Raw genomic sequence first — 14,900 nt, 5'->3', positions numbered from 1 at the left:
ATGCGTCAAGGACCTATGGCCTATGTCTCCAATGCCTAAGGTTCCACGACGAGTTGAGACTCGACCTCCTTGACCCGCAGGGTGTCGGCGTCGACGGACTCCTGATCGGTTCCGCCGAGGATCACCCACCCCAAGCTAGTGAACAGGTCTTCCGTGCAGGGCACCACGTCCCCCGTGGCATACGGTGTCCCGAGCCGCTGGAACGTCTCCAACTCCCTTACCTGGTCGAGCACCTCGGCATTGCACAAGATCCCAGCCCGCGGGCTGGAGAGCCACACCACGCGTACCGGTCGGACGATCTCGTATCCGGGGGTGAAGGCGCCGTCCAGGTAGTGCCTGACCGTTCGGTCGATCTGGGAGTCCCCCGTTGCACACCTGGCCGCGTACTGCAGGCAACTGCCCGCCAACCGCGCGGCGATCTCGATCAGCCGCGGGCCCTCGTCCGTAAGCATGATCTCGGTGTGGGTCGCCCCGTTGCGCACCCCGACGGCCTCGGCTACCTGCCGTGCGTAGGAGGTGAGTTCCTGAGCGATCGGATCCTCGGGGCTCAGGTAGTCGAGCGCGTCATAGATTCCGATGCGGTCGTACTTCGCGGACTTGCTGTAGCGCGAGACCGAGACGACACCGAACTTCCCGTCGACCGAGTAGGTATCGACGATGTACTCGCTTCCGGGAGCGAACTCCTGCACCAAAACGGTGTCGTTGCTGATGTCAAAGCGGTTGACGGAGCCGAGGAGGCGATCGAAGTACGGGCGCCAGTCCTCGCCCGCGCCGACCTTGTGGACATCGTCAGTGCCGCCGCTGCGTCGGGGCTTGAGCACCAACGGCCAACCCTGGAGCTCGTTCTCGTCGATCCAGGTGGAGACCTCGCGTGGATCTGCCGTCGCGATCTGCCGCAGGTGGGGAATGCCCGCCGCGGCGACCACCTCGGCCATGGGCCATTTGTCCCGCCGGGCCTCGGACAGCTCCAGCACGTTGCCCGAGCCCGGCATCAGTTCCGCCACGAGCAGGTCGACCAACATCACCGCGGATTCGTTGCCCGGCACGATGGCGACGGGATCGTAGTCCTTGACGGTGCCCACGAGGTCGCTGAGGTTCCCGTTGAAACAGTGGGTGCGGTAGAAGGTGTCCGGCGACCAGGTGCGACGGTAGGAGTCGAGTGGACCGGGCGTGCTCAGCACGGCAACGGGTTCGATGCCGCGCTCCCGGAAGGCATTCGCGTACTCGGCCGCTCCGGAGTAGGGGTCGACGAGAATGACATGGCGTTGCATGGCTGGTCCCTTCTGTAGTCCTGCTCTGCTGATGGCTCGTAGGAGTCCGCCTCAGTTCTCGACCGCGGTGCGCTCCTTGTCGCCTCGGGTCGCCGAACGCTGTTCCACAGCGCCCGTTTCGGCCTCGGCCTTGCCCTGCGCGGGCCGTACTCCGAACCAGGCGGCGGCCACGGCAAGCAGGCCCACGGCTCCGCAGCCCAGCCAGAGCCCCTGCTCGTAGCGGTTCCAGAGCATCACGCCCAGGACGGGGCCCAGCGCCGTACCAAGGCCGTAGAGGGAGTTCGAGGCGCCCAGGTACCGTCCGCGCAACTCGGGCGGACCCGCCTGTGCCGGATAGGCGAAGAAGAGGGTGGGATAGCCGACGATCTCGCCCAACGACCAGACCAAGGTGGCGATCACCAAGGCGGCCAGGCCCAGGGGCAGGGCATACAGGCTCATGCCGATGCCGGTCAGTGCCACGCCGGCGATAACGGCGATCCTGGCCGGCCAGCGCTGCACCACCTTGGCCACGAGGAGCTCGCAGGTGATGACGAGGAAGCCGTTGAGCGCCACGAGGCTCGCGTAGACCGCCGTACTCATCCCGAGATGACGCACCGTCAGTGGCAGGGTCGACACGTATTGGATGTAGATCATCGAGCTGGCGAACATGGCCAACAGGAACAGCAGGTAGCGGCGGTCCGACAGCACAGTGAGGTAACTGGCCCTGCGCGCCGGCTGTTGGCCTTCCGTCATTGCCTCGGCCGTGCCTTGCGGGTCGATCGCGGACCCGGAGGGGTCCTGCCTGCGGGGCAAGGTGGTGGCGGCGACTGCTGCGAACACCAAGATGGCCACCGACTCGCCCCAGAAGAGGAAGTCCCAGGAGATCTGTACCAGTGCGGCTCCGAGGAGGGGTGCGGCGGTGGTGCCGAGATTGATGGCGAGCCGAACCATCGCGAAGATCATGACCTGGCGTTCCGCCGGGACGAGCTGGCTGATCATGCTGGTGGACGCCGGCCGGTACGCCTGGCTCAGCGCGCCACCCACCGCGATCACCACGAGGATGGCCGGGTAGCTCTCCAGGTAGAGCACCGTGGGCAGGAGGAGGGCCGAGGTCACCAGAGTCGACATGATCGTCAGTCGTGGCCCGATCCTGTCGGACATCCATCCGCCGGTCAGGACCCCCAGCACGGTGCCCGCACCGTACAGGCCGAGCGCACCGCCGGCCTGTGCCGCGGAGAATCCGCGCTGCGTCATGTACAACACCATGAAGACCTGGACGAATCCGCCGAGTCTGTTCACCGTCGTGCCGACGAGCAGGGACTTGACGGCCGTCGGTGCCTCTCGCCACACCTGTTTCACTCCGGCGTGAGCGGCTTTCGCCGGCTGTTCCGCATCTCCCGCTGTGGATGTATCGCTACTGGCCATACGATCACTTTGATGTGGAGATCGCAGGCGCAACAGTGGCAAGACTGACCGAGAACCACGAATAACTGCCACGCGTGGTGCAAAGGAGTGGCGCTCGCGTCCTCATCGTCGATCCGGGCGCCCACCGGGGGTGTCGAAGGCATCTTGAGGGCCGCCCTCAGCCGGAAAGCGGAGCTCAGGGCGCGGATGTCGACATGTCGGGGCCCGGCTGGTCACCCACCGCGGAAGGCTTCCAGTTCCGCCCGCTTCCGATCGCTGCCTGCGACGCGCCGAGAAGGTCGCAGGCGTGGGCCGCGGTGCTGGCCGAGGAGTGCCGGGCGCCTCGAATTCAAGCGCTGAGCCCATCGGCCCAGAAGTCCCTACAGGACCATCGTCCTATGGTGCCCACCACTGACGGGCGTCAGAGTTATGTCCACGGCGAGGCCCGGCCTCAGAGGCCATGACGGGAGTGAAAATGTCGGCAAGCATTTCCATCGACCCCGGACGCTTCAGCCAGTTCGGTGAGGCCATCGGCAGTACGTTCTGTCTGGTCACGAACCCTGAACTGGTTGACGAGATCGAGGTGGTGAAAACCGCCTCCTACGAACGCTTTCTCACCATTCCGATGGGAGAAGGTGACCGTTTCGAGGATCTTCTGGATAAGAGCATCCCGGAACCGTCACACGTTCTGGTCATCTCGCCCCACCGGTTCTTCGAGTCACCAGACCCCGCGCTGGTGGGTCAACGGAAGATAATGGGCATGGCGTGTAACTCGACGCCCACCACCATGGATGACATCCGACACTTCCTCGGGGTGATGGAGCGGACCTCGGCGGCCGAACAAGAGGCCTTCTGCGAGACGTTCTTCGAAATCGCAGAGGAGTCGGAGCATCTGGTCTACGCCGACCTCAAACACGGCACCCGAGCCGTCCTCGACCACCTTCAGGACGGCCTGGTGTGGAACCAGCAGGCCGGCCCCCTGGACTGGGGCGACCAGCAGATCGTGCCCTCCGGCGAAGTGAGCGTGCTGCCCGTCGAGATCCGGGAGTTCGGGGAGGACCTGAAGCTGCCGCTGGAGGGTGAGATCGTCCTACGGGGCTATCCGATCCTGCACAACGGAACTCCTTCCTTCTCCCGCGCTGACCAGGCGCGCATCCACTCCCAGCTCTGGGCGATGAAGGACAACGCCATCAAGGCCACGGTGGTGGACGGCAAGATCACCACTTTGGAGGCGCTGGACCCCGGGGCCGCACCGGCGGTCGCCATGCTGGAGCACATGTTCGCCGTGGACTCCCGCTATCGCATCGTGTGGGAGATCGGCCACGCACTCAACACCTCGCTGGACATCCTGCCCGGCAACCACGCCATGAACGAGGTGTACGGAGGCACCGAGGGTTGCCTGCACTACGGACTCGGTCTCACCCCGTACACGCAATACCACCTCGACATCATTTCGCCCGACACGCGCGTCCTGAGCAGCAACGGGCTGGCGCTGATCGGACATCCAGACCGCCCCACGGTGGAAAGGGTCGTCGCCGCTCCACAGACGGCGAAGGACCAGTGAACCCGGCGGGGTGAAAAGAAGCGACGACCCAACAGGAGGTGAAGGCCATGAAGAAGATCAAGGTGCAGAAGAACCGCAACTACCTGGGCACGCTGCTCGGCTGAGTACCTACCCGCGGCAGGGCGAAACAGCCCTGCCGCGGGGTCCCCGTCATCCCCGTGGTTTTCCTTGTCCCCGGTGAACCGAGTCTTCGTGTGAGGGAGCGCTCTCGTGCCGATGCCGTTGGAACTTACCGCTTCTTCCTTCGCCTCGTCCGGCATGTTCGGGGAGCCGTCCGACAGCTTCTGCCTCATCACCACGGAGGAAAGTGGCGGCTACCTCCACGTACAGTCCGAGCAGAACGGAAGATACGCGCGAGTGCTCTCTTTGTCGCTGCCCCCTGGGCAGAGCCTGGGAGAACTGCTGGCGCAGAGCGTGCCGCCTGAGGCCCATGTGCTGGCGGTCTGCCCCGGCCGGTTCCTTGACTCGCCGACACCGAGGCAACTCGGTCGGCGCAAGCTGGCCGTCATGCCCGCCGGGTCCACTCCGCTGGGTGCCGAGCAGATCCAGTACTACCTGCGCTCCGCGCTCCGCGTCGACCCGCAGCTGCAAGCACGCACCGCCGAAGACTTCTTCGAGCAGGTCGGGGCGAGCGCACGGTTGACCATCAGCGATGATTCCAGCGGGACCGAGGCCGAGTTCGACCACACGGTCGGGGAGTGCGTCTGGAACCAGCAGGCCGGCCCCCTGGAAGCAGGCGAACAACAGATCTTCCCCGCTGGCAAACTAAGCGTCACGGCCGACGAGATCACCACGTTTAGCCCGCACGCCCGACTCCTCGGTCTGAACGGGAAGTTGACGATGCACGGATGGCCCGTCGTGCACCGCCACGCCGACCCCGCTGACACGGCCGACCAGCAGAAGCTGTTCGATGCCCTCTCCGTGTTGGTTTCGCACCCCGTGACTTTGGATGTGGCGGCCGGGGTGGTCGAGGGGGTCACCCCGACGACACCCGGCGGCCGACCCGCCGCCGAGGCCCTCCAGCAGCTCCTCGAAGACGACCCGCGTTACCGGGTGGTCTGGGAACTCGGCTTCGGCATCAACGCCACCACCGAGGTCCTCCCGGCGAACTGCGGCCCCAACGAGGTCTACGGGGGCCCCGCCGGCTGCATCAACCTGGGACTGGGGATCACGCCCACCACACGGTTCGCCCTGGCCTTCCTCTGCCGGCGCAGTTCGCTGCTGACCTCGGACGGTGCCCCCGTGCTCGGTCAGCGCAAAGCGGTGCGCCGCGGGCGGATGCAGCGGACCTCCAGTGCGAGCTGCGGCTGCCATTGAGGCGACTCGCCACCAGTTACGAGCCAGCGGTTGCAACAGGAGGAAGCACGTCATGACGACCAACCCCGAACTGCGCAAACGAGTCGACGCCATCCTCGACTCCTACATCAAGGACTTCTACGAGACCGTCCCCTTCGCCCAGCACCAGAAGGAAGCAGCCGAACTCCACCTGGGCTACTACAAGCGGCACAACATCGAGACCATTCTGCGGCTGCGCCGCAAGCGGACCATCGACGCTCTCGCCATCAAGTACTTCACCAAGAAGGACCCCGTCCAGGCCAAGGCGTGGGCGCACTACACCGACGACGAGATGCTGCATGACCGGCTCTTCGCCGCCGACCTCGCCAAGGTCGGCGTCAGCAAGGAGGAGATCTACTCAACCGAGCCGCTGCTCTCCACCAAGCTCCTGACGGGCTACCTGCAGTACGGGATGGAGTTCGAGGACAGCCCCCTCGCGCTCATCACCAGCGTGTACTTCGTTGAGTACGTCACCACCCGTACCCAGCCGGAATGGCTGGACAACCTGGAGAACGTGCTGGGCCGGGAGCAGGTCAAGGGCGCCCGGGCGCATGTCAACACCGACCTCGACGACGACCACGACGACTTCGTCTGGCGGGTGATGGCCACCTTGGTCTCCGACGAGGAGGACGAGAAGAAGGTCGTCGAGCACCTCAGTCACATCTACTGGCTGTGGAAGCTCTACTTTGTGGAACTCCACCAACTCACCGTGCTCGGTCAGACGGACGGTCAGGTGCCCCTACCCACCTCGGCCAAGGCCTGAGCGGCAGCCCGATGCGCAACGCCCAGAGCGGGACGACCCGGTCAAGTTCAGGCGGCAGTGCCAGCGTGCTGACGCTGCCGTCCGGCCCGGACCTGCCGCCCGAGACCGAACAGTGGATCGTGGACGGTCTGGTCGAGGCCATGCCGGGGCTAAGGATGCGGGAACTGTTCACACAGCGCCGCGACATGCTGGCCGAGGCGGACTACGTCATCGCCGGAGTGGACCGGGGCCGAGCGGTGTCCCTACTCACCTCCCGGTGGGCTGGGCTTCCCTCCGGTAGGCAATGCCTGCACGTCATGGTCCAGTTCGTGGGAGACGACCACCGTGGCGGAGCCCTTTTCGGAAGCAGTTGGGCCGCCCACTTCGCCCGACTCCTGTCCGACGGACGCCCCTTCCCGGAAGTCATCGCACTCAAGACCTACAACCCCGTGGTCCACTGCGCGATGGCGGCATTCGGCGGCCATCCCGAGATCACCCTGTACCCGGACCTGGCTGGCAAGGACCAGTCCCGCACGGCGCTGGCGAGGGAGGTGGCCCACGCGCTCGCTCCCGGTGCGCCCTTCGATTCTGAGCTCGGCCTACTGGGCGGCATCGGACGCCCGGTGGACCTCTATCGGGAACGCCCCCGCAGCTACCTGCCCGAAACGAACGCCTACTTCGAAGCACACGCGGCCCCGGGCGACCGGGTGTTGTGCCTGCTGCACGTCCCCACCCGCGCGGGAGCGGACGCCATCCTCGCCGCCCTGGGCGTGCCGCTCCCGTCCGGGCGTCATTGAAACCGAGCGCGCACCGGCCGCACGGCCGCCTCCACACCCCAGGGCGCTCTCGAACTCCTGGGCGGGCGTACGACGTCAACGCCGCCTCGGGGCATTGCTGCAACGCCGTCGTGCGCCAAGTCGAGGACGCCCGTTCCGTCCTGCGAGCGAAGCCACTGGGACCGCGCGCCGCTGGAGGCGTCACAGGAGCGAGCTCGGGCCGAGCCCCACCCCGAAGACGATACGGAAGCGAGCAACGGCGATGGCCTACGCATTTCCTACCGACTACGCCCAGGCCCGTCAGGAGTTCCGCTACGCCGCGAGGGACGCCGGCGCGCGGATGCGCAGCTTCCTACTGCCCGGGCACCGCGGGCCCACAGGTGAGGAACTGCGCACCGACACCGCCTACCTCGGTCCCGCCACCCCGACGAGGCTCCTGGTGACGGTCTCCGGTACCCACGGCATCGAAGGCTTCTGCGGTTCGGCCTGTCAGACCCGCATCCTGCTGGGGGAGGGGGTGGCGCAGGCGGCGGCGGCCGAGGGCACCGGCGTGTTGTTGGTCCATGCGCTCAACCCCCATGGTTTCGCCTACCAGCGACGCGTGACGGAGGAGAACGTCGACCTCAACCGCAACTTCGTCGACCATCACCGTCCGCCCCACAACGACCCCTACGAGCGCGTACACGGCCAGCTCACCCCGCACCACCTCAACGCCTTCCGCACCCAGGAGCTGGCGGTAGCGCTGGGGCGACTGCGGGACGAGCTCGGCCCACAGGTACTACAGCAGGCGGTTACGCACGGTCAGTACCGGCACCCGGATGGCCTGTTCTACGGTGGAGAAGGCCCTTGCTGGTCCAACCGGGTCTTCCGGACCGTCGTCGAGGAACAGATCGAAGGCTCCGGAGCCACCCGCATCGGCTACATCGACCTGCATACCGGGCTCGGGGAACGCGGCTACGGGGAACCCATCTTCCGAGGGGGCCCAGACCGCGAAGCCCGTCACCGAGCGCGCCACTGGTACGGGACCGCGTTGACCGCATCTGAGGAGGGCACCTCCTCCTCCACGCCGATCGTCGGCAACACCGCGACCGCAGTCGCCGAAGGTCTGCGAGCCGATCGCGAACTCACGGCCATCACCTTGGAGTTCGGTACCCAACCGGGCCCTGAGGTACTGCTGGCCCTGTGTGCGGACAACTGGCTCCACCTGCGAGAGGATCCGGTCAAGGCCGTCCAGTCGGACCTCAAGTCGCTGATCCGTGCGGCCTTCAGCCCGGTCGAGGACCAGCAGTGGCGCGCCCAGGTGCTCCAGCGAGCCAGGGAGGTCTTCTCCCAGGCGCTCGCCGGCCTCAACTGCACGCACCAAGAAGAGAGGTGAAGCAGTTTCTGCCGGCCGCCAGCCCGATGCCAGTCCTCCAAGGTGCACCCGGGCCAACCGGTCCGGCTCAGCGCACCCGACCCCTGGGCTTGAGCGGGACGGGGGGCAGCTCCGGAGCAGCGAGCGGCGCGCCGTCATAGCCCTTCACCTCACCGAACCTGCTTCCCTCCGTCCAGTCCCGACGGGCTTCGGTGATCTCCTGCTGAGAGCGCCCGATGAAGTTCCACCACATGACGAGTTCCTCTTCGAAGGGTTCACCCCCCAACAGCATGAGAGCGGCGTCTGATGAGGCGCGCAGGGGGAGTTCAGGACGCCCGCAGCCCAGGTAGAGCATCGACCCGGGGAGGACCGGCACCCCGTCCACGTGCACCTCGCCGGACATCGACAGGACGGCGTACTCGAAGTCCGGTTCCAGCGGCAGACGTGCTTCGGCGCCTGCTGTCAGAGTGAGGTCGGCGCCGACGAGAGGGCTGTAGACGGAGCCGGGCGAGGTGGTCCCGTCCAGGGTTCCCAGGATCACCGTGGCCGTCAGGCCCGGGCCGAGCACACGGGGCAGGTCGGTGTGGTGTTGGAAATGAGGCTCCACGTTCCGGTGGGCCTGGGGAAGCGCCACCCACAGTTGTGCGCCGTGCAGAAGGCGGGCATGGCTCTTCGGGCTCTCCTCGGAGTGGCTGATGGCCCGTCCGGAGGTCATCAGACCCAGTTGGCGAGGGCGGATGACCTCTGAGCTGCCCGTGCTGTCGCGGTGCAGCACTTCGCCTTCGTGCAGCCAACTGACCGTCTGTAGTCCCATGTGGGGGTGCGGCGGCACTTGCATGCCCGGCTCGTCCGCGATGTCGTCCGGCCCGTAGTGGTCGACGAAGGCCCAGGCGCCGACCATCCGCCTCCCGAGGTTCGGCAGCAGCCTGCGGACTTCCGTGGACTCGCCCAGTGCGACGCGGCGAGGACTCAGCAGCTCGCGCACCGGCTCCGCGACGACGAAGCCACGGCCCCCGCACACGGTGGGCGTGGCCTGACGATCAAGATTGCTCATGGCGCCAACGTAGCTGCCACGCAGCCGCAACGGGAGGCACCAACGCGCCCCGCGCCGTCCGGGGGCGCCGACCGCCAGAGCCGCTCAGATGACCCGGTCGGCGCACCTGGTACGACCGCCAGGGCGTGTTGCGAAGGTAGCGCCGTCTGTCCGCGGGGCAGGCGGGGCATTCGCAACACGCCCGGGTGCCAACCGTGCGGGTGGGACCGGCGCAGTGTCCAGCCCCGTCATTGGTGGCATGCGAGCCGTGCAAGATCAGTCAGCTGCCGCAACGGGCCGAGCGCCCGCTTCCAGGAGCGCGGCGACCGTATCGGTATGGGGGCCGCGCATCGCCCAGTACAGGGCGGTGTTGCCCGTGCCGTGGTCTTCACGGAGGTTCGGGTCGGCACCGTGCCGCAGTAGCTCCTGCACCACTGCGGTGTGCCCCCAGCAGGCGGCACCGCACAAGGGCGTGCCCTCAGCTCCCCGACCGCTCTGCGCGTCGGGTGTGGCTCCCGCCGCCAACAGGCAGCGGACGTTGTCCGTGGCACCCTGGACCGCCGCCGCGTACAGCGGGGTGGTGCCGTCGCGGTCCGGTAGTTCGAGCTGGGCTCCTCGAAGCAGGAGGGCCCGGATCTCGGAAGGGGTGCCGGATGACGCAGCCGCGACCAGGAGGGTTGACAGCTTCTTGCGGCGCCTGCGGTTCATGCTGGTGGAGACTACGCGCCCGGCCGTGGGCCGGACCGTAGGGGGCGTCCCGCTGCGGGCACTGTGTCCCGGGCAGTGCTCTGCCGGCGCCGGCCGCCGTCGCCCCGCCCGGCCACGGCTGCGCCGGCCGTGGCCACCGTGCGGGCGAGGTCCCTGCGCACCTGGCCGAAGGGGAGTGCCCGCAGCGGTCCGCGCCGCCGGATCGCGGGCTGAGCACGGCGGGCACCTGCGAGTCCGGCTGCCCCGCCCATCCGGTCGGGTGTGCGATACATTGCCCTTCCTCCCACCACGACCAGCTACTTGCGGAGCGCGGCTTTCATGAACGACATCATCAACGGCCTGGGACGGGCCGCCTCCTACGGCGCTGTGGGCGTGGTCCTGCTCGTCCTTGGCATCGTCTTGGTGGATGCGCTCACCCCGGGCAAGCTCGGCCGGCAGATATGGCAGGAGCGCAATCGCAACGCCGCCGTCCTGCTCAGTTCCGCACTGTTGGGCGTGGGCGGCATCGTGTTCACCTCGATTTGGACGACCTACGAGGAGTTCGGCAAGGGGCTGCTCTCCACCGCCGCGTTCGGTCTTCTGTGCCTGGTGATGATGGCCCTGGCCTTCTGGGTGGTCGACATCGTCACACCGGGGAAGCTCGGAGCCACGCTCGTCGAGGACGAGTCGCATCCTGCCGTGTGGGTGACTGCCTCCTGCAACATCGCGGTCGCGGCCATCGTTTCGGCGTCCATCGCCTGACCGGGGCGCGGCCGGGCAAGGAACCCTGCCGGCACCGGGATGAGCCGGGTGCCGTCTCGGGCGCGTGAGAGTGAGTGGAGTCCGTGTCCGGGAATCTCAGGACGTGGGCTCCCAGGGGCTTCGATACCCACTTCGATCGAGCTGAGCGCTTCGACGACGGAGGGCCAAAGGCGGCTGCTACGTTCGGTAGCCCTGGTCGACGGAGACGAAGGCGGTTGTACTGTGACCCATCACGTACGAGGTGTCATCGCGCGCTCAAAGGACGCGCCGGTGGAGACGACCACGATCCTGGTCCCGGATCCCGGGCCGGGTGAGGCCCTCGTACAGGTCCAGGCGTGCGGGGTGTGCCATACCGATCTGCACTATCGACAAGGCGCGATCAACGACGAGTTCCCCTTTCTGCTCGGTCATGAGGCGGCCGGCGTGGTGGAAGCCGTCGGCCCGGAAGTCACCTCGGTGGGGCCCGGCGACTTCGTGGTCTTGAACTGGCGTGCCGTGTGCGGGAACTGTCGAGCCTGCCGGCGGGGACGGCCCTGGTACTGCTTCGCCACCCACAACGCCTCCCAGCCCATGACCCTGGAGGACGGCACGCCGCTCTCGCCCGCGCTGGGAATCGGGGCGTTCGCCCAGAAGACCCTGGTGGCCGCCGGGCAGTGCACCAAGGTGGACCCGGCGGCCTCGCCCGCCGCCGCAGGTCTCCTCGGCTGTGGCGTGATGGCGGGGCTGGGTGCCGCGCTCAACACCGCTGAGGTCGGACGAGGTGATTCGGTCGCCGTCATCGGCTGCGGCGGCGTGGGCAACGCGGCCGTGGCGGGTGCCCGACTGGCCGGAGCGGCCAAGATCATCGCTGTTGACCTCGACGACAAGAAGCTGGAGTGGGCACGCGGGTTGGGGGCCACGCACACAGTCAACGGTCGCAAGGATGACGTGGTCGAGGCGGTGCGGGCGCTGACGGACGGGAACGGTGCCGATGTGGTCATCGACGCCGTGGGGCGGCCGGAGACCTACCAGCAGGCGTTCTACGCACGAGACCTCGCCGGCACCGTGGTGCTGGTGGGTGTGCCCACACCGCAGATGCGCCTGGAACTACCGTTGCTGGACGTGTTCGGCCGCGGTGGGGCGCTGAAGTCGAGTTGGTACGGCGACTGCTTGCCCGAGCGCGACTTCCCCCAACTCATCGACCTCTACCTGCAAGGGCGTCTGGATCTGGACGCCTTCGTCTCCGAGAGGATCCGGCTCGATGACGTCGAGGCGGCGTTCGGTCGCATGGAGCGGGGCGAAGTCCTGCGTTCTGTAGTGGAGTTCTGAGAAGGCAGTGGACTTGCGGGTGCATGGGCCCCTGGCGTTGCGGCGGTAGGCGCCAGCTGCGACGCCAGGCGGCGCGCCGTGACATGTTGCACGCCAGGTTGGGATGTGAAATCGGCTGACGGCGGGCCACAGTCGCCAGCCCACCGTACCGAGTCCCGTGGAGCACCGTGAACCTCACCTACCGTCAGCCCGGCGTGGTTCTGACCGACCACCACTTCACCGTTCCGCTCGACCACACTGACCCCCAGGGCGAACAAATCGAGCTCTACGCCCGCGAAGCCCGCGCCGCAGAGAAGGACGCGAGTGCTCTGCCCTGGCTCCTCTACCTCGAAGGAGGGCCGGGCTTCGGGGCCCGCCGTTTCATCGGTCGCCAGGCCTGGCTCGACCGTGCCCTGCGCGATTACCGCGTCCTCTTCCTCGACCAGCGGGGAACGGGGCGCTCGACCCCGGCAAACCGCCAGACGCTACCGCCGCGCGGCGGGCCCGCCCGGCAAGCCGAGTATCTGACGCACTTCCGCGCCGACGCGATCGTCCGGGACTGCGAACTCATTCGGCCGACCGTCACTGGTGGCGGCCCCTGGACGGTATTGGGGCAGAGCTTCGGTGGGTTCTGCACCGTCCACTACCTCTGCGCCGCTCCCGAAGGCGTCGAAGCCGCCATGATCGCCGGCGGGCTGCCCTCGTTGGACGCCACGGCACCGGAAGTCTACCGGGCGGCGTTTTCGCGCATCGAGCGCAAGAACCAGGAGCACTACACGCGCTACCCCATGGACGTCGACCGTGCCCGCCAGATCGCCGAGTACATCGCCGAACGGCGCCCCGTGCTGAGCGGCGGCCACCCCCTGACCCTCGAAGCCTTCCAGTCCCTGGGGCTCATGCTCGGTACGGGAGAAGGCAGCCACCGCCTGCACCTCCTCCTGGAGGAGGCGTTCGTCCAGACGCCTGGCGGTCCGGTACTCGCTGACGCCTTCGAGGAGCAGGTGCGGGCCGAGCTCTCGTTCGCCGGGCACCCGCTGTACGCCCTGCTCCACGAGGCGATCTACGCCCAGGACCCGGCGAGTCCCACCGCATGGGCGGCCGAGGGCGTCCGAGCGGAGTACCCGCTCTTCGACGCCGTGAAGAGTCTCGCCGGAGACGGGCCCCTGCTCTTCAGCGGCGAGACGATCCATCCCTGGCACTTCACGACCGACCCGGCTCTCGTCCCACTGGCTGGAACGGCAGAACTGATCGCCCAACGCACCGGCTGGGGACCCCTGTACGACGCCCGGACCCTCGCTGCCTGTACCACCCCGGTGGCCGCCGTGGTGTACCACGATGACATGTACGTCGACACCGCCCACTCCCTGGCCACTGCCCGAGCCATCGGCGGGCTGCGCCTGTGGGTCACTGACGAGTACGAGCATGACGGCCTGCGCGCGAGCGGCACGCAGGTCCTGGACCGGCTGCTCAGCCTCGTGAGAGGCGAGGTCTGACGAGGGGGCAAGTGTTCGGCCGCGCTCAGGGGTGTCCCGCAGACCCGACGGGCGCACGAAGGCAGCTCCGACACCTCGCTGCCTCGTCGCAGACTCGAATGCGCCCGGTGCGAGGACGCCCGTGCGCCTCGCCAGGTACCGCAACTGATGCCGCACGCTGATCCACCACGGACCACGGGACAGCCGTTTGATGGTTCCGGTCGCCTATTGTGCGCATCATGACTGACCAACAGTTGGAACCCATGCCCAGCGACTGGAGGCGCGCCCTCGCCGTGGTCGCTCACCCCGACGACCTCGAGTACGGATGCGCCGCGGCGATCGCGGACTGGACGGACGGCGGTCGAGAGGTCGTCTACCTGCTCGCCAGCCGGGGCGAGGCGGGTATCGACACCATGGACCCGGTCACCTGCGCTCCGGTACGGGAGGCGGAGCAGCGCGCCAGCGCGGCCGTTGTCGGGGTCGACACCGTCGAGTTCCTGGACTACCGCGACGGTGTGATCGAGTACGGTCTGGACCTGCGTCGGGACATCGCAGCTGCGATCCGGCGGCACCGTCCCGAGTTGGTGATCACCCTGAACCACCGGGACACCTGGGGTGGCGTCGCCTGGAACACCCCGGACCACCGGGCCGTGGGGCGGGCCACCCTGGACGCCGCGGCCGACGCCGGGAACCGGTGGATCTTCCCCGAACTGGCCGAGCAGGGTCTGGACCCGTGGAACGGGGTGCGCTGGGTCGCCGTGTCCGGTTCCTCCTCGCCTACGCACGCAGCCGACGCCACGGCGGGACTGGAGCGTTCGGTGCTCTCCCTGCTGGAGCACCGTGCGTACATCGAGGTGCTGACAAAGGAGGATCCGGAGGCCTACGTACGGAACTTCCTGACGTCCAACGCCCACTCCGTGGCCGATCGCTTCGGAGGCAAGCCGGCGGTGCCCTTCGAACTCTTCCCCCGCTGATCTGACCCGGTGCCCCTGTCACATGGCCGGGCCGTCCTGGGGCGGGTGGATCCAGGTGTGGGCAGGGGCGTGGGCCCTGGCGGCTGTGCGTGCTGTCGGACGGATGTGGTCCAGGGGGCGCTCAGCCGCGTGCAGCACCCCGCGGCGCTGCTCCCGGGAAGGAACGAGGCTGTTCCGCTCGGGTGTGCGGTGGGCGCCGCCCTCCTCTGGTGCGCTCGACAAGCGACCGCTTAGTATGCGTCTCGGCACGGTCCGACGAC

The 14,900-nt window shown here is 67.7% G+C and carries 14 protein-coding genes; 9 read left to right on the top strand and 5 right to left on the bottom strand.

All coding sequences use genetic code 11. The annotated features are described in order from the left end of the window. Positions 1 to 35 precede the first annotated feature (35 nt). Positions 36 to 1,271, bottom strand: coding sequence for an ATP-grasp domain-containing protein (locus ACFYMC_RS09540; RefSeq protein WP_388521340.1), 1,236 nt, complete (start codon positions 1,269 to 1,271; stop codon positions 36 to 38). A gap of 51 nt (positions 1,272 to 1,322) precedes the next feature. Next, the gene (locus ACFYMC_RS09535; protein WP_388521338.1) at positions 1,323 to 2,675 is read right to left on the bottom strand and encodes an MFS transporter; all 1,353 of its coding nucleotides are present in this window, start codon (positions 2,673 to 2,675) and stop codon (positions 1,323 to 1,325) included. Positions 2,676 to 3,129: 454 nt separating this feature from the next. Here ACFYMC_RS09535 and ACFYMC_RS09530 point away from each other — a divergent pair, with 454 nt between their 5' ends. From ACFYMC_RS09530 to ACFYMC_RS09510, 5 genes are all read left to right on the top strand, one after another. Further along, complete coding sequence (locus ACFYMC_RS09530; protein WP_388521335.1) at positions 3,130 to 4,218, top strand: hypothetical protein; 1,089 nt, start codon at positions 3,130 to 3,132, stop codon at positions 4,216 to 4,218. A gap of 216 nt (positions 4,219 to 4,434) precedes the next feature. After that, positions 4,435 to 5,535 carry a hypothetical protein gene (locus ACFYMC_RS09525; protein ID WP_388521332.1) on the top strand — a complete coding sequence of 367 codons (1,101 nt, stop codon included), beginning with the start codon at positions 4,435 to 4,437 and terminating at the stop codon, positions 5,533 to 5,535. A 52-nt stretch (positions 5,536 to 5,587) separates the two neighbouring features. Beyond that, positions 5,588 to 6,316: a hypothetical protein gene (locus tag ACFYMC_RS09520; RefSeq protein WP_388521330.1), complete on the top strand. Its 729-nt coding sequence runs from the start codon at positions 5,588 to 5,590 to the stop codon at positions 6,314 to 6,316. Between the two features lie 65 nt (positions 6,317 to 6,381). After that, positions 6,382 to 7,092 carry a hypothetical protein gene (locus tag ACFYMC_RS09515; RefSeq protein WP_388521327.1) on the top strand — a complete coding sequence of 237 codons (711 nt, stop codon included), beginning with the start codon at positions 6,382 to 6,384 and terminating at the stop codon, positions 7,090 to 7,092. A gap of 241 nt (positions 7,093 to 7,333) precedes the next feature. Continuing rightward, positions 7,334 to 8,446, top strand: a complete 1,113-nt coding sequence (locus ACFYMC_RS09510) for a M14 family metallopeptidase (RefSeq protein ID WP_388521324.1) — start codon at positions 7,334 to 7,336, stop codon at positions 8,444 to 8,446. Positions 8,447 to 8,513: 67 nt separating this feature from the next. Here ACFYMC_RS09510 and ACFYMC_RS09505 read toward each other — a convergent pair whose 3' ends face one another. The 3 genes from ACFYMC_RS09505 to ACFYMC_RS09495 form a co-directional block, all read right to left on the bottom strand. Continuing rightward, on the bottom strand, positions 8,514 to 9,479 hold the full coding sequence (locus ACFYMC_RS09505) for a pirin family protein (RefSeq protein WP_388521321.1): 966 nt from the start codon (positions 9,477 to 9,479) through the stop codon (positions 8,514 to 8,516). A gap of 255 nt (positions 9,480 to 9,734) precedes the next feature. After that, positions 9,735 to 10,166, bottom strand: a complete 432-nt coding sequence (locus tag ACFYMC_RS09500; protein WP_388521318.1) for an ankyrin repeat domain-containing protein — start codon at positions 10,164 to 10,166, stop codon at positions 9,735 to 9,737. An 11-nt stretch (positions 10,167 to 10,177) separates the two neighbouring features. Further along, the gene (locus ACFYMC_RS09495; protein ID WP_388521315.1) at positions 10,178 to 10,438 is read right to left on the bottom strand and encodes a hypothetical protein; all 261 of its coding nucleotides are present in this window, start codon (positions 10,436 to 10,438) and stop codon (positions 10,178 to 10,180) included. Positions 10,439 to 10,484: 46 nt separating this feature from the next. Here ACFYMC_RS09495 and ACFYMC_RS09490 point away from each other — a divergent pair, with 46 nt between their 5' ends. From ACFYMC_RS09490 to ACFYMC_RS09475, 4 genes are all read left to right on the top strand, one after another. After that, on the top strand, positions 10,485 to 10,907 hold the full coding sequence (locus ACFYMC_RS09490; RefSeq protein WP_388521313.1) for a DUF350 domain-containing protein: 423 nt from the start codon (positions 10,485 to 10,487) through the stop codon (positions 10,905 to 10,907). 222 nt (positions 10,908 to 11,129) lie between these two features. Further along, positions 11,130 to 12,215: an S-(hydroxymethyl)mycothiol dehydrogenase gene (locus ACFYMC_RS09485; protein WP_388521310.1), complete on the top strand. Its 1,086-nt coding sequence runs from the start codon at positions 11,130 to 11,132 to the stop codon at positions 12,213 to 12,215. Positions 12,216 to 12,382: 167 nt separating this feature from the next. Continuing rightward, on the top strand, positions 12,383 to 13,687 hold the full coding sequence (locus ACFYMC_RS09480; protein ID WP_388521308.1) for an alpha/beta fold hydrolase: 1,305 nt from the start codon (positions 12,383 to 12,385) through the stop codon (positions 13,685 to 13,687). Between the two features lie 218 nt (positions 13,688 to 13,905). After that, positions 13,906 to 14,640 (top strand): PIG-L deacetylase family protein, encoded by a 735-nt coding sequence (locus tag ACFYMC_RS09475; RefSeq protein ID WP_388521305.1) that lies wholly within the window; start codon positions 13,906 to 13,908, stop codon positions 14,638 to 14,640. Positions 14,641 to 14,900: the final 260 nt, after the last annotated feature.

This window comes from Streptomyces sp. NPDC006879, from assembly GCF_042869595.1.
Classification (GTDB): domain Bacteria; phylum Actinomycetota; class Actinomycetes; order Streptomycetales; family Streptomycetaceae; genus Streptomyces.
The sequence above is the reverse complement of the archived record's forward strand: the minus strand, read 5'-3'. Positions and strand labels throughout refer to the sequence as shown.

Coding starts and splice junctions, on each gene's coding strand:
- ACFYMC_RS09475 (WP_388521305.1), top strand. CDS start 13,906: ATGACTGACCAACAGTTGGAACCCATGCCCAGCGACTGGAGGCGCGCC.
- ACFYMC_RS09525 (WP_388521332.1), top strand. CDS start 4,435: ATGCCGTTGGAACTTACCGCTTCTTCCTTCGCCTCGTCCGGCATGTTC.
- ACFYMC_RS09540 (WP_388521340.1), bottom strand. CDS start 1,271: ATGCAACGCCATGTCATTCTCGTCGACCCCTACTCCGGAGCGGCCGAG.
- ACFYMC_RS09510 (WP_388521324.1), top strand. CDS start 7,334: ATGGCCTACGCATTTCCTACCGACTACGCCCAGGCCCGTCAGGAGTTC.
- ACFYMC_RS09490 (WP_388521313.1), top strand. CDS start 10,485: ATGAACGACATCATCAACGGCCTGGGACGGGCCGCCTCCTACGGCGCT.
- ACFYMC_RS09500 (WP_388521318.1), bottom strand. CDS start 10,166: ATGAACCGCAGGCGCCGCAAGAAGCTGTCAACCCTCCTGGTCGCGGCT.
- ACFYMC_RS09535 (WP_388521338.1), bottom strand. CDS start 2,675: ATGGCCAGTAGCGATACATCCACAGCGGGAGATGCGGAACAGCCGGCG.
- ACFYMC_RS09520 (WP_388521330.1), top strand. CDS start 5,588: ATGACGACCAACCCCGAACTGCGCAAACGAGTCGACGCCATCCTCGAC.
- ACFYMC_RS09530 (WP_388521335.1), top strand. CDS start 3,130: ATGTCGGCAAGCATTTCCATCGACCCCGGACGCTTCAGCCAGTTCGGT.
- ACFYMC_RS09505 (WP_388521321.1), bottom strand. CDS start 9,479: ATGAGCAATCTTGATCGTCAGGCCACGCCCACCGTGTGCGGGGGCCGT.
- ACFYMC_RS09495 (WP_388521315.1), bottom strand. CDS start 10,438: ATGTATCGCACACCCGACCGGATGGGCGGGGCAGCCGGACTCGCAGGT.